Genomic DNA, 20,074 nt, shown 5'->3' with positions numbered 1-20,074 from the left:
GGATTAGCCTGCATGCCGCGTCACCACAGGCGGGTGATGTGAAAGCGGATCTGCGCCGGCTGGCCTCTGTCGTCGAGCCCATAGCCGAAGTGCGTGCGGATCGCCAGATCGTAACCCGTCGGGCGGGCAAACCAGTGGCTGCGGCGCGGCCGCCAGCTCAGCTCGATGCGGCGCAGCCAGCCCCAGCCACGTTCGGTGCGCGTGGTACGAATACCCTTGCGGCTGCCGTTGAAACTCGTCACGACGACTGCATGCAGCATGGCGTGCCGTCCCGACGCAGCGGCACCCGATGCATGCGCAACGATCTCGAACGCACAGCAGCCATTCACCGCGGGCAGCACGACTTGCCATTTGCCGTTGGCGGGCAGCTTGCCGGGCGCCACCGCATCGCCGCCCGGAAACGCCGGCTTCGCCGCCATCACCGACGGCACATAGCTGCCCACGCGCGCCGCCGCCGACAACCAGCCGTCGACCGCGAGCGGCGCCGCTGCATTGCCGGCCGGCACCCGCCACTGGCCGTCCTCGCTCAAGCTCAGCAGGGCACGTTGCGCTTCGGTCAATGACGCGTTCCCGGCGTCATCGCTCTGGAGCTCAAAGTGACGGTTGCCGACCTGCAAGGTAACGGTATCGCCGTCCTGCGCGTCGGCCCCGGCCGGGTTCCCCGCCTGGCCGTCGCGATCGCCGCGATGCACGAAGGCATCGATCAACGTCCCGAAGTCTGCGCCACTCGGCCGCTTGCCGTCGCTGAACAGGGTCTTCAGCGCCGCCCGGGACGCGATCGCGAAAGTGGATGTAGTGGCCATGGTATTAAGCGTCCGTGAAATCCGCGGGACCGTCGGCAGCGCCGCTGCCGATATCGGTGCCATTGTCGGGAAAATCGATAAAGGCGTCCTGCAACGATGCGGCCTCGCGCGCATCACGCTCGTCGCGCCGCTCTTCTCTGTCCGCGCGCTCACGGCCGTCGCGGCTGCGCCACTCACGACGCAGCGTGCGGTCGAGAAACTTCACGTAGTAGACTGCCTGCCGCGCGGGTTCATCCGGTGCGGGTGCAGGCGGCGCAGCAGAGGCCGGTGCGGCGATGAAATCCTCGCCGATCGTCAGGCTGCCGATTCCATCCAGCTTCGGATCGGGTTGCGGCGCACCGCCCGCGGCAGTGCTGCCCGATCCATCCTGGCTGGGAGCGTCGACCTGTTTCAGCACGTGATCGCCGGATGGCACCAGCACGGACCACGGAGTACTCGGACGCACACTCTCGTTCTGGCAAAACCAGCTTTCGCGCCAATCGTTGCCGCTGCCATCGGGCGAATCGTTATACAGCACCACCATACTGAACTCTTCGAGCGACTCGACGTAATCGCGCTGCCGGATGAAACTCGCAATCGAATCGCCGTCGATCGCGCCATAGCCGATCGGTAGCCGCCCGTCCGGTTTCGCGTGCCACGGCGCGAGCGCGGCGTCGAGTTCACGGCCCAGCAGGTTGAGGTAGAACGTACCGCTCGTGGCCCGCTTCAGTTGCACCGCAGCGACCACCTTGAGGCGTTCATAGGCCGGATTGCGGACCGTCAGGCGACGCAGAAACGGCGACACATATGGGCGCAACAGATCGACCGCGCCGCGCAAGGTGGACTGGTCGACATAGGATTCGTACGCGTCGCCGCCCCGCGCCGCGACCACGACCACCACCTCCCCGGCGCTCAGCGGCGGCGACGCACTGTAACCCCGGCTATTTCCCGGTCCGATGCACTTAGCCTGGGCGATGTTGGCGAAGCCACCGAGCACCAGACGCTCGTAGTCGTAAGGCTGGATGGCGCGCTGCTTGTGGCGCAGCCGCTCAGCTACGCGCGCGGCGAAGGCTTCCGGTGTTTCGGCTGGCAACCCACCCCAACTCGGCAATGGCTGCAGCACCGCCTTGATCGCGGGCCGCTTGCTGACGAGTCCGCTGATGGACTGCGGCTGAAGATTCGCAATCTCCGTTGCGCCGCTCGACACGCGGCTGACCATAACCGCATTCGGCGAAATCGCAATCGTGTCGCACACTGCAGCGTAGCCGTTCGCATCGGAGACCATCGCGGCCAGCCACGTGCGCCCGGCGGGCATTAGCGTCGATTGCGCATCGAGTTGCGCCGGCAACACGAGCTCGACGATACCCGAGCATGTCAGTCCATAGGTCGAATCGTTCAGCACGTCCTGCTTGCTGAACCGCTGCCAGCGATTGCCGTCGAGGTAGTGCCACACGAGGCCGCTACTGCTGCCGCGCTCATCCTGCGGGTCGTTCTGGGTGAAATCGAAACTCTGCGGAGCATGACGGTCGGCCAACTGGAACAGCAGGCTCAAGGTATCGCCGGGCGACGCATCCACGAGACCCATAAACAATGCGCCCCGTACGCCGTCCGGCACGAAGCGGGTTGCGAGTCCTTGCCGTGCCCGCACGTAACCGAACGGCGCGAGCACATAGAAGCGCATGGGATCGCGCTCGTCGAGCGAGTCGAACCTGATGTGCGCGGCGCTCGTGTAGTCGAGCGACAGGGCGCTCGCCACCGGTACGAACGGCTCATTCGGGATCGGCACCAGATCACCGGGTCCCGGCTTGCGCGGTGCGCGCGAGTTATGCAACACCGCCTCGGCCAGCGCCCGCGAATACGCGTCGTATCCGAATGCGCCGGCCGGCGCGGCCAGTGCAACCCGCAACGCGCCCACCTCCGAGCCGGGGACCAGCGCCGCGGCATATGTGGCGGGGGCAAGTCCCGCCGCCGCGGTTGTCACGGGGGCATCCGAGTCGATCTCAAAGCGCGTCGACGCGGCAACGTCAGTGGACAGCCCGATCGGCACACTGCCGGCCGGCTCAAATAGCGCAAAGCGCGACGAGCGTCCCGCGTTCGCCGGGCGCCAGGCCAGGCCGTCGTTACGCTCGATGGCCACCACGAACGACTCGCGGCTCAGCGGCTCGCCGTTCGCGTCGGGCGGATAGCCGCGGTAGTACGCGGAGAAGCCGCCGGCTCCGGGCAGCTTGAGCCAGTCGATCTGCAAGCCGATATGCGACACCTGCTTGCAGCCGAGTTCGGGCGATCCGACTTGCAAAAAGCCGCCGAGCGTCGGCGCCGGGCCGAACGGCATGAACGGCTTGCCGGCAACGAGAGGCCCCAGATTATTCTGCAACTCGAGTGTCCGGAGACCGCGCACCTGTACCTCGAGATTGGCGCTGAGGGCGCGCAGCGCCTCGAAAAACGAATATCCGTAAACCCGCGCGCTCGGGTTCATCGTGACGCGTAACAGCGGCAGCGGTTCAGCCTGTGCGCTGTCGAATGCGAGCGCCGGATTGGCGAGCACCGCCGGCGCCGCAGCCGACAGCTCGATCACGAGGTCGAGTGTGTTGCGCTCGCTCACCACTAGGCGTGCGTCTTGAGGCGCGAACCAGCCGTCCTTGCCGCTAAGACTCACCAGACACGCATCGGCGAGCAGGTTGCCCAACAGCTCACTGGAACTGGGCGGCGACTCCGCGGCCAGCTTCGCGCCGGCTTCGGGCGCGAGCGCGCGAGCATAGGCGACGGCAAGGCGTTCGAGGCGAGCATAAGCGTTATCGCTGCTCGCGGGAGCGCTCCCCGCCGCACCGCCCGCCGCCGTCGGCGGCAGGGCGGCGAGCCCCACGCCCTCGCCCGGCGCACCGAGTTCGAAGCTGAGTGTGATCGTGCGCTCGCCGCCCATCAACAGCAGCAGTGGCGAAGCAATCGCAAAGCCCACCTGAGCGTCGGGGGCCGTATTCCCCGCCTCGATCGCAACCGCACGAGTGGGGCCGAAGCTCGGCCAACCGAGCGCCGGCGCGGCGAGTTTGGCGCCGCGGCCATCGGCAGACCCGGCGTTCGGATACGCGACGATCGAAGTCAGTGGCTGGCCCTCCGTACTGTCGCCGCCGTCCACGTACGTCGCGTTCAACGCCATCAGCGTTGCGATCTGCGTCGGCGTGACGACAAGCGGCGCCGCGGTGGCAAATTCGATCGGCGCGCCCGCCCCATCCACACCCGCCGCGAGCCGGGTACCGGTCCCGAGCAACGGCGGCGTCGCCCCCGGCGCCAGCGCAAACGCCACCAGCGCCTGGTCCGGCTGGCTTGGCCTTGGCGCGAGCCGCAGTACCTGAGTCAGGTAGTGCTGCAGATGCCGCAGGGTGAACTGGTTCAGATCGCTCTGCTCCAGGTTGAGCAGTTTGACGAACGCAATCAGCAAACCGGTCTGCGGCGCGTGATCTTTGCTCTCGTGGTGCGACGACTCCAGATAGCTGCGCGCCAGCACCTTGAGATTGTCCAGCGCGCGTTCGAACGCGCTTTGCACGGGCGCCAGATCCTGCGAATCGAAGCTGAGGCTGAGGCCATGACCATCGTCCCATGACCAGATCGGCGCGAAGCTCATGTTCGCGCGTTCCGCGAGGCGCCGCCAGGCGGGCCCGAGCACGCGGTCCGCATTGATCTGCCGGGTATAGCGGCGTAGGTCGTTGACGATCACCTGCTGGAGATTGACCGCGAAGGGATGCGCCTCGATGCCGGTGGTATCGAGGCGTGCCGCGGTCGAGTACCACGTGTCGATACGCCATGAGATCGAAAAGATACGCGACAACGGCGCCGACGCGGAGACGCCGGGCTCGGCGCCATGACCGGCAACAGCGCGCGCTGCCTCGCCAGTGGCGAGCGACTCGACAGTGGTTGCGCACACCTCGGCGAGCAAAAAGCTCTCGTCCTGCTCAAGAAAGCGGCTCCAGTTGCCGGCCGGCTCGCCCTGTTCGTCGACGAAACCGACCAGACGCGCGAATTCGGAGAGCCACGCCAGCATCTCCGGCAAACCGCGGTCGTCCACCTGAGCCGACACCGGTGCAAGCGCGTGGTCGTAGCGCGAGTGCTGTGTCTCGCCGCGGCCATAGACAAACGAATACGTGCGATCGGTCATGAGCGGTTACGGGACGTCGAAGACATGCGGCCGGCGCTCAGAGCCGCGGCGGCGCTGCCCGGCGTGCCGTGAGGTTAGTGCCTTCGTCGTGACAGAACGGAATCACGATATTGCTGCGGCTATTGGTACGGCGCACCGTGTAATCGATCGAAAGCGAGGCAACGCCGTTGGGCATGTCGATTTCGACGCCGATGTGCTGGATGTCGATGCGCGGCTCGTAGAACAGAATCGCGTCGGACACGAGACGGCGGATTTGCGTTTGCGTATTCGCGTCGAGCGAGGCGAACACAAAGCTTTGCAGCGCACAGCCGTAATTGGGCACCATCACCCGTTCGCCAGGCAACGTGGTCAGCAGGATATAAAGACTTTCGCGGATATCCGGATCAGCCTCCACCATCACCACCTCGCCCGTGTGCAGGTCGAAGCGCGGCGGAAAACTCCAGCCACGGCCAAGAAACGCGGGCTTGCCTGCGAATCCGTCGCTCGCCATGGTCAGCCTCCGATCATCACGGTAGGAAAGCCGAGCGCCACCACCCCACCGTGCGCCGTACTGTCGCCCATACGCGCAGCCGGCCGGCCGCCGATCAGCACGGTTGCCGAGCCTTTGACGATCGCATCCGGCGGCCCGACGCAGATGGCCATATCGCCGAGGACCGAGGCCGGCAGTCCGCCGATCAATACGTTCGGCACACCCGGCCCCATGACCGGACCGCCCACATGCGGAATGGGCGGCAGGCCGGGCGTCACCATCGGGCAGGTATGCAGATCGGTCACACGGGCGGCGGGTGGCATAGGCGCAGTCCTCGATCGGTGTCGTGGTTTCAGTGAGCTTCAGTTGATCGAAACGAGCGCGCCGCGCACGGTCACCTGGCCGGACGCGGTCAGCTCGGCAGACATCTGCCCCTGCGCGGTAAACGACATCGACGCCTTGGCGGCGATCTGCGGAGCGTCCAGCGTGACGTTGGCGGCCGACTTGACGGTAACGCCGGCCTGCCCATCGAGCGTCATCGAACCATCGGCCTTGATTGTGATGTTGCCGGGACTGGTGAGCGATACGCCGTCCGAGGACATCTTAAGCGAATTCTTGCTGGAGTCGGTGACGGTCACGGTCTTGCTGTCGTCGTCGAGCGTGACCGCATGTCCGCCCGGCGTGCTGATGCGGATCTGCTTTTTCTCTTCATCGATCTGGATCGTGACCTGCGAGCGTGACACGATTGCCTTGGTGGTGTTCTGCGCATCAGGCGTGCGCGGCGGCATACGGGCACCGCTGTAGAGGCTGCCGAGAATCACCGGATAAGCGGGATCGTTGTTGAGAAAACCGAGCACGACTTCGTCGCCGATCTCCGGCATGAAGAACATGCCCGCGCCGCTGGTGGCATAGCCGTTGGCAAGGCGGGCCCACACACCGTCGCCGTCCATCTTGACGAGCGGCACATGGACCTGCACGCGCGTCTGGCCGTCGGGATCCTGATCGATCTTGGCCACCTTCCCGACCAGCAGACCCTGCACGCCCGGCGCCAGCCCAGCGGCGGGCGGCGCTTCGATATCGGTCTGCTCAGCCACAAATGGGCGTGGCGACATGCCGAAGCGCGCTTCGGTGGTCCAGTCGCCTTGCTCGATGCGATGTTCAACGCCGCTCACATACGCTGCGCCGTTAAAGCGCTCGCCCACCCCGCCAAGCTCGATCAGCCGCCCCAGTTTCACCTTGGCGTCACCGGGCATGCTCACGGTGCCGCGCAGCGCGCCCATGCGCGATTTCAACAATTGCGCGTCGGCCCATTTGGACAATTCTCCGTCGGCAAGCGTGGCTGCACTCTGCCAGTCGTAGTCGGACACGCCCAGCGTGCCGGCCAGTTGCTTACCCGTCAGATTGCCCTGCGCGTTCACGGTTGGCTCAGATGAATTACCCTCCACCAGCACCTGCGCGTTCGAATCCCAGGCGCGGCAGGTCACCGAGGCCAGTTGCGAACGCGCGTCGATTTCCGCGTCCAGTTCCTGCAGCGCATCGCCAAAGTTGACACTCACGTCTGCGTTGCCGCTTAATGACGGAGCCGCCACCCGCACGGTGCCGTTCTCGACCATCACCACCATGCCGCACGCCTCGGCCCGGGTCATCATGAAATCCCAGTCGGAGGCGAAATAACGCACGAGGCTCTTGCGTGAAAGCGAGGTGGATTGCACCTCGGGGCTCAAGCCGTTGGCCGAGATCAGCGACTCGATGACCGCACTGTCGGTCTGATCCACATAGACGTTATTGCGACGCGCGACCGTCATCTTGAGCGCCTTGTCCGCGCAATTGACGACGAGGTGCGCGCGCCCGTCGCGAATCCGCAACCCATGGCGCACCACGATGCCCTTGAACAACGAGACATACTGGCTGTGATAACCAGCGAGAATTTCGATTTCCGAGCCCGGCACGAACAGCAACGACTCGCTCCAGGCAAACTTGCCGGTGCTCGCGTGGCCGTCGATCAACGTCACGCGCGCCTGCGGAATACGGTTGATCTCGCTCGTCACGCGTACTGCCGATACCTCGCAGGAATCGGGAATCGCGCTCCCTGCTACCTTGATCGACACCGAAACAACGTCGATGCGGCCCGACAGCGGTGTACTCATGACGACGCTCCAAGGGGCGGAAAAATGACGCTCGTACCCGGGCGCAAATTGCGGAAGTCCGTGAGACCGTTGTAGCGTGCGACCGCCAGATAAAACCGGCTATCGCCATAGATCCGGAAACACATCAACGGCAGCGTGTCGCCCGCCACGGCGACGCGCGCATGCGTGAGATCAGGCGAAGTCTTGTTCGCGAGGCGCGCCAGTTCGTCGGCGCTCAGAAACTGCACCAGCGAAATTTTCAGTTTCGCACGCAACGGGGTGCCGTCCGGGTCGAACAGCTGATATTCGATGTCGAGCGACGTCAGCCGGCATTTAAAGTCCAGCGATGTTCCCCACACCAGATGTAAATAGTTCGGGCTATGAATCGAGCCGTTGAAATCGTAGGCCACCGCACGGAACTTGGCGATCTCGTCGGTGACGCTGTCGATGCCGTCGATCACACCGGTGGCGTCGAGGTAGAACTCGAAGCTCACGGTTTGTGGCTCGATCGTCACGTAGCGCATCACGCGCCCCGCCGTGTCGGTGGTCTTGTTCGGGTCGTAGGTGGTCTTGAACTGCTGGGAAAACGAGGCTGGATTGATCTTGAGCGTATAGCTACCTGCCGATGCGCTGAAGCGCTCGTCGCTATAGCCCTTTACGACAGCTTTCTCAAGTTTTCCCATCAACGCTCCACGCCGCGCTGCAGGGCTGCCTGGATACGTTCCTCGCAGGCCTCGAGAAGATCCGCTTTGAGGGCAGCGAGCCGTTCCTCGATGCGAGCGGGCTCGGCGTCGCCTGATTGCTCAGTGACGTTGACGCGAATGACCAACTCCCGTATTTCAATCATTGCTCAATGGCCAGCCTGCCGCCGCACACGCGCTAACTGCCACCCGTGCGCCGCGTAAAGTAGTTGTACGAAAACTCGAGCGTTTCCATTGCGAGCTTGTTTTCCTGGGCATTGAACGAGGCAACGCTCCACTTGACCGGCCATGCATTGACGAAATTCCAGGTCATCAGCGGATTGGCGTTGTGATCGAGCAACGACAACTGCACGGAACGCGGCGTGATCTGCCCGGACAGATCACTCTCGAGAATACGCCGGCACCATGTGGCAAGCGACGACGACGCGGTCACCATGCCGCGCTTGAGCACAAGGTTGCCGTACTTCGCACGCTCCGGAACCCGGTGCGTGAAACGGTTCTCGCCGCCCTCCTTGATTTCCGTCACCGTGAATTCAGCATCCATGCCGCTGGCTTCCATGAAGGCGGCATCGTCCGCGCCCGAAATACCCTGGAAGGCGAGCGTGAAATAGAAGCTGACTGGCGGATAGTAATCGGACATCGTGGTCTTGCCTGCAGTGCGCGACGGCGGTCCCCGCACACGCCTCGCGCCCCCGCCGCCGGAAACGGAACGCTGTGCAGGTACCCGCGCATCGTCACTTGTTCTCGATCTTCAATCCTTCGTGCGCGAACTCGATCGTCTCGACCGCCACCTCGTTACCGTCGGACTTGAGGTCCGTGCCGGTGATCTTGGTGGGCCAGGCGTTGGCAAGAGTCCAGACCATGGTCGGCGCGCCGCCCTGGTCGAGCAGCTTGATCGTGACCGTGACACGCTCGATCAGGTTCATCGAAATCTTCGAGTACATATCGAAGAACTTGTTGTCCTTCACGAAAATGCCTTTTTTCATGGTGACATTGCCGAACTTTGCAATGCCTGGCATCTTGATCGTCGAAAACACTTTATTGTTGCCGGCGCGATATTCAATCACCTGAGTTTCGGTATCGAGACCGCTGACTTCCTGGAACGGCAAATTGGTTTGGCTACCGATATCGACCGAGAAGTAGAACTTCGGCAGCGGCCACACGTTGCCTTGCGATTCACCTGCCATGCTGAACTCTCCTAGAGCGTGCTATATCAGGACACCTGCATCTGCTGCTGGAACGTGAGCTCGATGAACTCCGCCGGCCGCACGGGTGCGACCAGAATCAGCACTTTCATCAGCCCGGCGTTGATGTCCTCGCCTGTCATGGTCACGTTCAGGCCAATGCTGACCGAGAACGCATCGCTTGCCTTGGCACCCGCCAGCGCGCCCGCTTTCCACTGGTTCGTGAGGAAGTTTTCAATCATGCTCTGCACGGTGACCCAGGTCGTCGACGTGTTCGGTGCAAACACGTACGGCTGCATTGCAACCTTGATCGACTGCTCGAACATGATCAGCGTGCGGCGGACGTTGATGTAGCGCCAATCGTCGCTGTTGCCATCCAGCGTGCGCGCTCCCCACACGATCGTGCCGCGGCCCGGGAAGGCTCGGATCGCGTTGACCGCCTTGCCTTCGAGCGGCATGTTCAGGTCTTCCTGGTCCAGATCCGACAGGTTGACCGTGGGCCCGACGACCGAGTTGATGCTGGTGTTGGCCGGCGCCTTGAATACGCCCTGCGTCGAATCGATGCGCCCGTAAATGCCGGCTATCGCGCCGCTCGGCGGCAACAGGTTGAGCTTGGTCTGGATGTCGCCCATCACCTGCGCATACAGCGGGCTCGACGTATACAGGACCTGATGCAGCGCCTTGATCTGCGCTGGTGTCGCAGTGGCGGCAGGAGGTGGCGCTGGTACCGGTACTGGCGGCGCCGGTGGCGCTGGTGTCGGCGTTGGAGTACCCTGGCCGCCGTTGCCGTCCACTGGTGGCGCTGGCGGCGCCGGCGGCGCTGGCGGCGCCGGCGGCGCTGGCGGCGGCGACGGCGGTGTTGGCGTATTGCCGCCGCTGTCGGCCACGGGGGTCGCAGGCGACTTCAATTGCTTGATCTTTAGCGTCAGCGCAGCCAGCTTGGTCTTGTTCGCGTCGCCAGTCAGTCTTGTGTTGGCATCAGCGGTGAGCGCCGAAATGAAGGCATCGAGCGTATCCGTGCTGATCGCAGTAAAGTCGACGCTATCGACGATCTGCGTGTTGAGCCATGGGTAGTACGCCGCGCCGTAATTCAGAGAGTCGGTACCCACCGAGGTGCGAAAGGCGGTGATCTGATCTGCTTTATCCTGCCCGCGCTTGGCGTCGCCGCCGGGTATGTCGAAGATCGCCACGCGGCTTTTCATCGTCTCGCAATGGGCGAGGAAAAGCGGCGGCAACTTGGACGCATCGCTCAGATTCACTGCGTCGGGCGCGACCAGCATGGTCGGCTCCGATTCGCGCGTCAGCGCATCGAGCGCAGGCTGAAAATCACTCGCCGCCCGCGTCGTCGTCGTATAAGCGCCGACGGACACGATGTAGCAAGGTCCGCCACCATTGTCGAAGTAGATCCGCAGGCTGTAATAGAGCAGAAACTGCCCGCTCGCCGCAGCCGCCAACGTATAGCCGGTGCCGCCGGCGGCCCCGGCAGACGCGAACGAAAATGCCGGCGCAGGCGGGTTGCCAAAATACGTCTGATAATCCGCCATAGACTCGATGCGCCATGGCACATTAAGCAGCGAGTCTTTTCCGTTGAGGGCAATCTCGGTATAGCCGATAAACGCGGGAACCGCCGTTTCGACTTCCACCACCGAGTTCGGAAACGCGTCGTTTTCGACGATGTAGACACCCGGTACCTTGTACTGCGGCATGCTCGCTCCTTTTCCCAATGGGAAGCGGGAAGGTCTTTATCTGCTCGCGGGCAGACATCGATGCAAGATCACACAGGCGCGACGAAACCTCGCAGGCACACTGCGAAGGCCGAGAAACGCCGGATTTAGAAACCTGATGCGATGGAAAGGAAGGTCAAGCTACTGCGTGTTCTGGTCTGCCTCATTCGGCTCAATACGTCGGCCCAATACGTTCACGCGGAAAATACCTTACGTGTTCGTCTACGACTTCTTGTACGGATTTTTATTACCACCAGTGCTCAACTGAAACGATGCCTCGGCGCCTAGTATAGTTCAGACAATAGCCACGTCCACAAAATTTTTTAACATTTTATAAAACGGCTTCACCGCCTTACAGATATACGTAGATATCAGCCACGTTGCCGCTGTCTGGCGGCGCCGGGATATCCGCAGCAGCCTGTGCCGATATCGAAACCTGAACCGGCAGGCGCACCTCGCTCAAGTCCGGATACGGCAACGCAAGCGGCTGTGCAAAGCCACTCCCGCTGAGCCGTACGCTCAGGCTGGCCGACGGCCGTTGCGCTACGATAAGGGCGCTCGGTGACGAAAATACGACAGCGGTACGCTCGCCGAGCGGCACGGTGTCCGCCGCGCGCACGAAACTCATCGGCGCGGCGACAGCGTCTGCTGACTCTGCGGGCGGCATCACCGCCTCGACCCGCCAGTCGTCATGCGGCTGGTGTGGGTGCGGGACGATGAAGTAACGCCAGGGCACTGCCCGTGCACCGAGCGCGATCGCATAGCGTTGCGGCGTGACATTGCCCTGCGCGTCGAGGCACGCGGCACACCCAGCGGGAGCCTTCGACCCGCCTGGATAAACTGCTGCGATTGCGAATGCGCCATTAAGCAGGACGTCGCTCAGATAGAACCGGTAGTCGGGGTTGCCAGGCGTCGCGAGCAGATAACATCCCTCGTCCAGATTCGTGAGCGAGAGCGCAACGCGTGGCGCCGGCGGCGCAATCGTCACCGGCCCCCACTCAGGCGAGCGGTCCTGTGCGGCGAGCACCGCAGCGCCCGTTAGCGGTGCGCCTGCAACGTAAGTGAAGCGGCGCGGCTTCCAGGGCAGCGCTCCGTAAGCAAACGGCTTGCCGGCGGGATGCAGCAATGCACTCTCCGCGCCGTCGAAGGTCATGCTGCCGCCATTCAGATTGTCGAAGTAGTACAGCGACGCGCCTGGCGTGGCTGCCGGCTGCGTATCGATCGCCGTATAGTTGGTGAGCCCCGCCGCTTCACTCTCCAGAATGAACGTGAACGCCCCCTGCGCTGCGAAGCCCAATAGCGAGCCCGGCACACCTTGCCGTTGCGCGCTCGCATCGTAATAGACTTCTGCGCCCCGGTAAGTGGCCTTGAACAGCAACCGGTACGCGCGCATCAGACGTTCGCACGACGGTGTCGGCCTGACGTTCAACACGTGGCACCAGCCGTCAGGAAAATAGGTATGGCGGATGTCGAGCGCGAACAACAAGCGATAGACGCTCATGAACGTGTCCCGAGATCCGTCGCGGCGCCACCAACCGCCGGTTCGAACGCGGCCACCCACCCCTGTTGCACGCTCAGCATGCGGATCTTGTAGAGTGCCGAAGGCAGATAATTCGCGCCGAGCACGGACCAGACATTGCTCAGCATGGTCAGATCGCAACTGACCATTTCAATTGAAAGCCGCTCAATGCCGGCCGGCAGGCTCGCCGCATTCTGCGACGTAAAAGCGGGACGCGCCTGAAAAAAACCGATGGCCGCGCTCAACACTTTGAGCGCCTCGTGATAATTCGTTCCGAACGAGGCAGCCACCACCAGGTTCAGATTCAATGGCAAAGGCGCCGCAACCCGGGCGAAGCTAGCCGGCGCCCCGGCCGGAGCCGGCGCAGAGGGGTCACGCAACGGCGCAGGCAGCGCCGCCGCCGCGCCCTCCTTCTCGATGCTGAGGAGCGACATCACGAGCTTGTTGTCCGTGCCGGGCGCCGCACCGCCGTGCGGTATGGCGAGACTCGACAGCACGGCGAGCGGCTCGCCGCCGGGACTACGCGGCTCAAGAAAGCGGTTCAGTTCGTCGAGCAAAAAACCTAGAGCCTTGTCGATCATCGAGTAGCCTTTCCAATTCGCACTGCACTTAGGTTAAAGAGGCGCCGCCAGATGGCCGCACCCGAGTGCCGGTCAAGGCGTCTTGCCGTCCTTGCGAAACTCGCGACGAATTCCTTCGATGATATCCGCCTGCGCGATCGTCTCGCCGCTGCGCCGCAAAGTCGCGAGCGCCGCGTGCCGCAACACGTTGACAATGGCGCCGCCCGTGACTTCGTAGGCCGCCGCGATGCGCTCCAGATCGACATCGGCTGCGAGCCCCGGCCCGCGTGAGAATGCATTTCGCCACAGCGTCAGGCGCTCCACTGGCCCCGGTGACGGAAAGTAGATCATCGACTGGAAGCGTCGCGCGAACGCATCGTCAATATTGCCTTTGAGATTCGACGCGAGAATCACCACGCCCGGAAAATCTTCGACTCGTTGCAACAGATACGCGACCTCCTGATTCGCATAGCGATCGTTCGCGCTGCTGGTCGCGGTGCGCTTGCCAAACAGCGCATCGGCCTCGTCGAAGAACAGGATCCACTCGCGCTTCTCGGCTTCATCGAAGACCTGGGCGAGATTCTTCTCGGTCTCGCCGATAAACTTCGATACCACGAGCGAGAGGTCGATGCGGTATACATCGAGCCCAGTGGTTTTTCCCAGCAACGACGCGGTCAGCGTTTTTCCGGTGCCGGGCGGCCCATAAAAAAGGCTGCGATAACCGGGCTTGATATGGCGGTCGAGTTGCCACGTATCGAGCAGTGTCGCACTGTGTTCGATCCACGCACGCAGTTCATCGACTTCGGCGCGCACACCCGCCTGCAACACGAGATCGCTCCAGTCAAGGGGAGTGGATAGACGACGCGCGGGGAATGTATTGCTGTACTCGGGCCGCCGTTCGACCCCTGAGGTGATACGCGACAACGCGAGCGGGTCGACCTGCAAGGGAGCTGCAAACCAGTTCGATACGTGCTCGGCCTGCTCGAGATGAAGTATGCGCGCCTCGCGCAGCGGGTGGCTGGCATCGGCAAGGCGCGTCAGGTTGATGCGCCGCTCCAGTGCCAAGCCGCCGCCAATCACAAAGGCAGCGGTTTCATAGGTCGGCCAGAAGCCGACGTGCGCGCCACGCGACGTTCCGCCGAATTCGGAAAAGGCACGTTCGAGATTAGGGTTGCGGGCAAACAGCGGATCGAGCAATTGCGGGCGCAGATAAGGTGCGAGCGCGAGCGCCAGTGTCACGCGCTCGTCCAGTTCGGTTGCGTGCTCGCGGACGATCTGCGCGTACCACGTGGTTTCGTCGCGCAGTTCGGGAGCCGGAATACGCGCGATATCGTCCACCTCGCACGGTTGGCCAAAGTACAGGCGGATTGCCGCGTCCAGCAACATGGCCAGCCAATTCATCTCGGCGTCGAGGACACGGACCGCATCAGTGCTGCCCGACGTAGCCGGGCTAGCGCTGACCTTGCTCCCGTTGCTCTTGTTGCTCACATCGCTGGCCGCAAGCTCGGACATTTACGCCTCTTATCAGTGTCTGCGCGACCGTTCACGGGCCGGCTTCCTTCGGCGGGATACAAGATGGATCGCGGCGTTTAGTATAGTTCAGACAATTCACTCGTCCAGAGAATTTTAGGTTGAAGCATAAAAGCGAGTTTCAGAACGAACGATTTGATGATCTCCGTTAAAACGCAAGGTTTCTAGTGCAACGCTTTGCCGGCCATGCGATGTATTGCGGCGTGGCCGACTTTGGGGGTTTCCTTAGCCGGTCTGCTTGACGGTAACGGGTTGCGTACCGAAAGCGCCTTTCCCTACAACCTGAATAAAGAAAGTCATAAAAAACGCCAGCACAAGCAATCCAGCCAGAAACAGCAACCCCGGTGTGGCGCTCTTCCCAGCCCCCTTGATGTAGCCGATAGCAAACGGTCCGGCAAATCCACCGAGATTCCCAACGGAGTTGATCACCGCAATGGATACCGCCGCCGTCAAGCGCGTCAGGAACAACGTCGGCAACGCCCAGCCATGTATTTCTTCATGTCCTCAATCTCGTCACGGTGAGCCATACTTGAGCCAGACGTAATCCGTGTAGATTCGCGGCCCCAGATAGATGCGCCATGCAAAAATCAACAGGACCGCGACAACAATCGCGACCGTAAAAACGGTCTCAAAGGTGCCCCACGTCTTGTCGGGCGAGACCATGATCACAAACGCCCATAGGCTCATGCAACCAAGCAGGTCGGCCCATGCGAAGATGTTGTACTCATATTCGGCTTTCCATGGCACATTCGCAGCGGGCGCATCCTTGACGACGATATTCAGCGCGACGCCATTTGCCCGGGGCAGTGCGACAAGTTGCGCCCCCTGTCCGAAATGGGCCATCTTCGCCGCGAGCGCCTGAAGGACCCAGCGTGCCACTGGCGCTTGTGGACCCATTGCCGGGTCGAGCGCATGTTCCTCCACCTTCAGTTCGTTGTCGCGCACCGCTCCAAGGGTCGCGTGCTGCGCCAGTCCCTTGAGGCGGCTATACCAGAAGTGATGAATACGCTCACGCGGCACCTGTTCCGCACCGAGCAGCAACGCAAGCGCCTTGTCCACCTCGTCAGCATCCGAAACGATCTGGCGCAGCAGCCATGCCTGACGTTTTAGCTCTGGTTTTTCCTGCATGAGTGCCGGCGAGCCAAGCAGTAACGCCACTGCTGCCTCCGAAGTATGCGGTTGGCTGTCCGGCCCTGCTTCGTTCAGATGCCACGCCAGTACCAGCCGGTACTTTGGCGTCCTGTCTGGTGCGGACGAGCCATAAGCATAAGGCACGTGTCTGTCGTCCTCGAACCAGATATCGGCAAAGCCTGGGTCCTGGTCGTTTCCCAACCACCGGATACGAGGTCGTCCAGGCAATTGCAGTTGCTCCCACGCGGCCTGCACCTGAAGGGATGACTCAGCCCGCTCGCACTGGATCACGATGTCGAACGAATCGCCGCGTGCCGCGCGGGCAAGCCGCACAGTGAGCGGCGTCAAAAGCCTTTCGAGCATCGCGCGCTCCCGCAACGCATCCTCCACTTCATCTACGCTATCGAGTCGCATGACCTTTCCGGGATTGTCCGGCGGATCACCTTCGAGCTTCAGCATGCGCTCTGCGAGATCCGGCACCTGGGTAAGAACCACGCTATCGAGAACGGCCACGCCCGCACGTACCTTTCGTTGCCATCGCGTAAGCACATGCCAGCGCGCCGTATTCTTGACTGCCACTTCAAAAGCGAGACTGCTGTACATCCACGTGTAAATCGTTGAACTGATCGCCACCCAGAGAAGGAACGGGGCCACCAGCGCAGTTCGTACAAAGTCATCTGACGCGACTGGCTTTCCGTGCGGCCACATCGCGATAGTGCCTCCCGCAAACAGGCATAGAAGCAGGAAAAACAGCACCGCATATATCCAGATGGGCGGTGGGTCACCCGCCGACCACTCGCCGCCGATGGGCGGATTCCAGCGAAATTTCATCGTGTCTCCATCGATAGCGGATCAGGCATCAACCGCCCATTCGTGCTGCGAGGCAAGCAGCCGCGGTTTCGGATTGCAGGCACACAGGCAGAAGTCGCCCTCCAGCGCGGGTACCTTGCCGTACCAGTCCTGTTCGAAGCGTTCGCCGTTGCGGCCGATCCGGCCAGTGGTGCCGCAGGCGGGACAGGTGACGGGTGCGCCGACATAGCCCATCCTGCGTCCGTTGTAGCCGGTACCGTCAATGCCATCGGCCACGGTCCCGCGCGCGGTAGTCCGATCCCCTTCGTAGATATGGGCGCGTGGTTCCATTTCAGGCTCCCACCCATTCCCAGTCGGTGTTTCCGTCACCGGCAGGCATGGCATCGCCACGCCGGAGGGTAACGATGCGTGTGAAATCATAGCGATATGCCTCGTCCGCAGACAGGCGTTCCGTGAGGGTGCGTGCGAGCCAGCGACCACTGCGCGGGCATGTCGAACCCGCTGCACAGAACTGGCGAGTGTCATCGATCATGTCGAACGAGTACTGCTTGATGGGCGTGGGGGCGGTCGCCTCCCACATCCACTGCACCGGCCCGTTGATGTTGAGGCCATTGCCGCCATCCATCAGCATCTTCACGTTTTCGGTCGTCGCCAGGTCCCCTGCCTTGAACGGCTTGACCTGAAGGCTGCGCTGGTTGGCACTGAAACTCATGCCCGCCGCACGGTACAGGCCATCCTCCGCGAACGTTTCGCCGGACTTGACTGGCCGGGATGACATGCTGGCGCGATGCGTCGCTTCCCACTGTTGGCGTTCCTCTGGCGTTGAGGGGTAGTCGCGGTCGATGGTAATGCGCGTTTTGATTGGACCCAGAACCACGAGCCCGGACAGTGCCGCCCCACCTCCTTCACATTCAATATTCATAAATGCGACACCAGAGAATTCGTATTCCCCCTTTGAAGCTTTGTTATCAGGGATAGTCTGAAATTTGAGAATCTTCGATTCCCCTGGGTTTAGAATAACGACTCCCCCTGAAAATTCATCCCTGTTAATTAATGTTTGCCCGCCCAACGCAAACCCCCAGCTACCTTTTACTGATTCATTTACCCCATTGGCTCCAATCTTATTTATTGCACCTATCCCCAACCGCCCACCCCAGGTAGTTCCCTGCCACTGATCGGGTGTAGCAAATTTAATCCATCGGCTTCCAGAATTTATAAATCGGACTGATACAATGAATTTGCCATCGCGGTACTCCACTTTGTATGGCGTAAAGTCAAGTTTGGTCAGCCTTCTTCCCTCTAAATATGCTTTGTCTGATAATCTAGAAGTAATTACAAAAAGCTTTCCCCTAAGATCGTCAGGGATTGCTTGAAGAATGCCTTTTTTTGTAACGGGCACCCCACCTTCAAAACAGGTCACAGAGAAAATAGCTGGGGAATCAGTTGTTTTGAAATCATCCTTTTGGATACTTTTATCACAAAGAATATTCGCAGCAGTCTTGGCCTCTTCGAGATCAGCATTCTGCAAGTCAAGTTGGAAAGCACCAACTCCAGTCTGCGTGTCGCTACGCAAGGTATCTCCGATCGCGTAATAAAACCTTCGATTTCCGTCGAAGCTGATTTCTCTCGAACCCCAGTCGTGTCCACCGCTCCATAGCAATGTGAATTTTCCGCTATCAGCAAGCGATGCCTCGCTATCGGCAGCCATAACTTTTGTGCTCCATAAGAAAATGAACGACACGAAAAAAAATGCCACCGTGAACAGCCCGTGCATCAGGGCTATATTCGCGGCAGCTCTCGGCTGCATCTGCAAATCATGTTTTATTTTCATAGCCAACCCTCCATTTCTTATTGGTGTAGCTTGAAAACCACTGCCGAATATATTCAAGATAATATGGCTGGATAACGGCATTTGATTTGTTGCATCCATAGCCCATAAGATTGTCTTGCGACTCGATTTGCCATGTCTTGTTGTCGTTTACATTTTCTCTACCAAGGTCGAAATCAAGCGTCATATCGCTTTTGACGTACTGCTTGTGCACAAATCCCCCGTATTTCCAGTATTCATCGGGGAACGCAAATAAGTGTCCTGTCTCATGCGCCTTGACTTGCCAATTTTCCGCTACCGTTTGCCCGGAATTATCAACCCCGTAATGATCCGCCGCGGGCCAATTCTTCGCGTCTGCCCGATCCACGTTGGGGAACAAATCAATGGTAGTATCAGCGTTAAGCCGCCTAGCTTCCGTCGGGGTAACAATCCGGATATCAGCGCAGAATTTTACCGAAACGCGGCAGCCGCATGAAGCAACTCTCTGGCAACCGTCAAGAATCAATTTGTATCCGCCTTGATTCAATGTTTTTTCAATTAGATTTTTGTAGATTGAACCATTTACGTCGCTAACATCCCGGTCGATCAACATAAGCCCTTGCTGCGCGAAAGTCTTACCGGAATTCGCGCCGTTACTAACAGTTTCGTAATTGACGATAACGTATTGACCAGCAGCATCACGTAAAGGCTGATTGGTTGCTGGATTCATTTTGACCAGTAACCTCGGCACCAATGCGATGACTACCTTTGCCGTTAGCGTCTTAGCGTCAGAATCATAGTCAAAGTGACAAGTTGTATCCGCTGGCCCAGCCCAACTGATCGGATCATTGTTGGCGTCCTTTTCTGGTGTGTGATCAGTGGAGCCGTACCTGTAGTAAGTCGGCGTTTCCCGATGCAACGTTGCACTCGTATTAAAAGCGCTCATTGTCCAATTGCAAGGCGCAGGCTGAGCCAATTTTACCGCTTTAGGATATTCATCAAGATTGGCCGCCGATCCCGTTTTCGGCGCATTGTCAGGATCATTTACCTTCATCGGACTGCGATTGCCGCCAAAGAAGTCACCCAGCGCAGACGGCGGCACCAGGATTGTTTCTGGCGACGGTGAGGGCGGCACTGCTCCCGTGCTTCCCAGCCCATTCAACTCAGACGTTGGTGCTGGTGGTGGTGGTACAAAATCTGGATTGGTACGCCACACCTCGCACTGCGTAGAGTATGGAACGAACCGCGGCGCAAACGCCGCACCGCTCAGATCCATCTGCGCGGGGCCGCTACCCTTCACACCAGCAGTTCGGTACAGCACACCACCGCGCGAACCGATCTCGACGCCGCCCCCGTTGATCTTTACGTAGGTGCCGTTCACGTTGAGAATGATCTCCTTCGCCGCCTTCACGTGAACCGCACCATTGACCGATTCGACGGTCATGTCCTCCTGCGCGGCAAGCTGCATGGGTCCGCGCTGCGCCTGTACGACGACCGCGCCCGCCGCCGCGATCAGGCTCATGCCTTTCTGCGTGAACAGCGACACCATGTCGTGCGCGGCCACGGTAAAGCGCTTCCAGA

The 20,074-nt window shown here is 61.1% G+C and carries 18 protein-coding genes; all 18 read right to left on the bottom strand.

The features are described from left to right. Positions 1-20: 20 nt before the first annotated feature. Positions 21-803: a hypothetical protein gene (locus tag FFS45_RS34535; RefSeq protein ID WP_137959118.1), complete on the bottom strand. Its 783-nt coding sequence runs from the start codon at positions 801-803 to the stop codon at positions 21-23. Between the two features lie 4 nt (positions 804-807). Then, a complete protein-coding gene (locus FFS45_RS34530) occupies positions 808-4,932 on the bottom strand; it encodes a baseplate J/gp47 family protein (protein ID WP_137959117.1) in 4,125 nt (1,374 codons plus the stop codon). A 37-nt stretch (positions 4,933-4,969) separates the two neighbouring features. Beyond that, on the bottom strand, positions 4,970-5,422 hold the full coding sequence (locus FFS45_RS34525; protein ID WP_137959116.1) for a GPW/gp25 family protein: 453 nt from the start codon (positions 5,420-5,422) through the stop codon (positions 4,970-4,972). A gap of 2 nt (positions 5,423-5,424) precedes the next feature. After that, a complete protein-coding gene (locus FFS45_RS34520; protein WP_137959115.1) occupies positions 5,425-5,724 on the bottom strand; it encodes a PAAR domain-containing protein in 300 nt (99 codons plus the stop codon). Positions 5,725-5,763: 39 nt separating this feature from the next. Then, positions 5,764-7,548: a type VI secretion system tip protein VgrG gene (gene vgrG / locus FFS45_RS34515; RefSeq protein ID WP_137959114.1), complete on the bottom strand. Its 1,785-nt coding sequence runs from the start codon at positions 7,546-7,548 to the stop codon at positions 5,764-5,766. After that, a complete protein-coding gene (locus FFS45_RS34510; protein ID WP_137959113.1) occupies positions 7,545-8,210 on the bottom strand; it encodes a LysM peptidoglycan-binding domain-containing protein in 666 nt (221 codons plus the stop codon). The genes vgrG and FFS45_RS34510 overlap by 4 nt, the downstream gene beginning before the upstream one ends. Further along, positions 8,210-8,374: a DUF5908 family protein gene (locus FFS45_RS41960; protein ID WP_171029834.1), complete on the bottom strand. Its 165-nt coding sequence runs from the start codon at positions 8,372-8,374 to the stop codon at positions 8,210-8,212. The genes FFS45_RS34510 and FFS45_RS41960 overlap by 1 nt, the downstream gene beginning before the upstream one ends. 32 nt (positions 8,375-8,406) lie before the next feature. After that, positions 8,407-8,868, bottom strand: a complete 462-nt coding sequence (locus FFS45_RS34505; protein WP_137959112.1) for a phage tail protein — start codon at positions 8,866-8,868, stop codon at positions 8,407-8,409. A 94-nt stretch (positions 8,869-8,962) separates the two neighbouring features. Beyond that, positions 8,963-9,415: a phage tail protein gene (locus FFS45_RS34500; protein WP_137959111.1), complete on the bottom strand. Its 453-nt coding sequence runs from the start codon at positions 9,413-9,415 to the stop codon at positions 8,963-8,965. Positions 9,416-9,441: 26 nt separating this feature from the next. Then, positions 9,442-11,118, bottom strand: coding sequence for a phage tail sheath C-terminal domain-containing protein (locus tag FFS45_RS34495; RefSeq protein ID WP_249363037.1), 1,677 nt, complete (start codon positions 11,116-11,118; stop codon positions 9,442-9,444). 370 nt (positions 11,119-11,488) lie between these two features. Further along, a complete protein-coding gene (locus FFS45_RS34490; RefSeq protein WP_137959110.1) occupies positions 11,489-12,637 on the bottom strand; it encodes a hypothetical protein in 1,149 nt (382 codons plus the stop codon). Then, positions 12,634-13,236, bottom strand: coding sequence for a DUF4255 domain-containing protein (locus FFS45_RS34485; RefSeq protein ID WP_137959109.1), 603 nt, complete (start codon positions 13,234-13,236; stop codon positions 12,634-12,636). Before FFS45_RS34485 ends, FFS45_RS34490 begins: the two co-directional genes overlap by 4 nt. Before the next feature lie 72 nt (positions 13,237-13,308). Beyond that, complete coding sequence (locus tag FFS45_RS34480) at positions 13,309-14,727, bottom strand: ATP-binding protein (protein ID WP_137959108.1); 1,419 nt, start codon at positions 14,725-14,727, stop codon at positions 13,309-13,311. A 243-nt stretch (positions 14,728-14,970) separates the two neighbouring features. After that, the gene (locus FFS45_RS34475; RefSeq protein ID WP_349292338.1) at positions 14,971-15,222 is read right to left on the bottom strand and encodes a hypothetical protein; all 252 of its coding nucleotides are present in this window, start codon (positions 15,220-15,222) and stop codon (positions 14,971-14,973) included. A 36-nt stretch (positions 15,223-15,258) separates the two neighbouring features. Further along, entirely contained in the window at positions 15,259-16,707 is a 1,449-nt protein-coding gene (locus tag FFS45_RS34470; RefSeq protein ID WP_137959107.1) for a hypothetical protein, read from the bottom strand. Between the two features lie 21 nt (positions 16,708-16,728). After that, the gene (locus tag FFS45_RS34465) at positions 16,729-17,016 is read right to left on the bottom strand and encodes a PAAR domain-containing protein (RefSeq protein WP_137959106.1); all 288 of its coding nucleotides are present in this window, start codon (positions 17,014-17,016) and stop codon (positions 16,729-16,731) included. A gap of 1 nt (position 17,017) precedes the next feature. Continuing rightward, positions 17,018-18,517 (bottom strand): hypothetical protein, encoded by a 1,500-nt coding sequence (locus FFS45_RS34460; RefSeq protein ID WP_137959105.1) that lies wholly within the window; start codon positions 18,515-18,517, stop codon positions 17,018-17,020. Continuing rightward, positions 18,501-20,074: DUF2345 domain-containing protein (locus FFS45_RS34455; protein ID WP_137959104.1), on the bottom strand; the 1,574-nt coding region annotated here is incomplete at its 5' end. The genes FFS45_RS34460 and FFS45_RS34455, both read right to left, overlap by 17 nt.

The sequence above is a fragment of the Burkholderia sp. 4M9327F10 genome (assembly GCF_005503145.1).
In the GTDB taxonomy this organism is placed as follows: Bacteria; Pseudomonadota; Gammaproteobacteria; order Burkholderiales; family Burkholderiaceae; genus Paraburkholderia.
The sequence above is the reverse complement of the archived record's forward strand: the minus strand, read 5'-3'. Positions and strand labels throughout refer to the sequence as shown.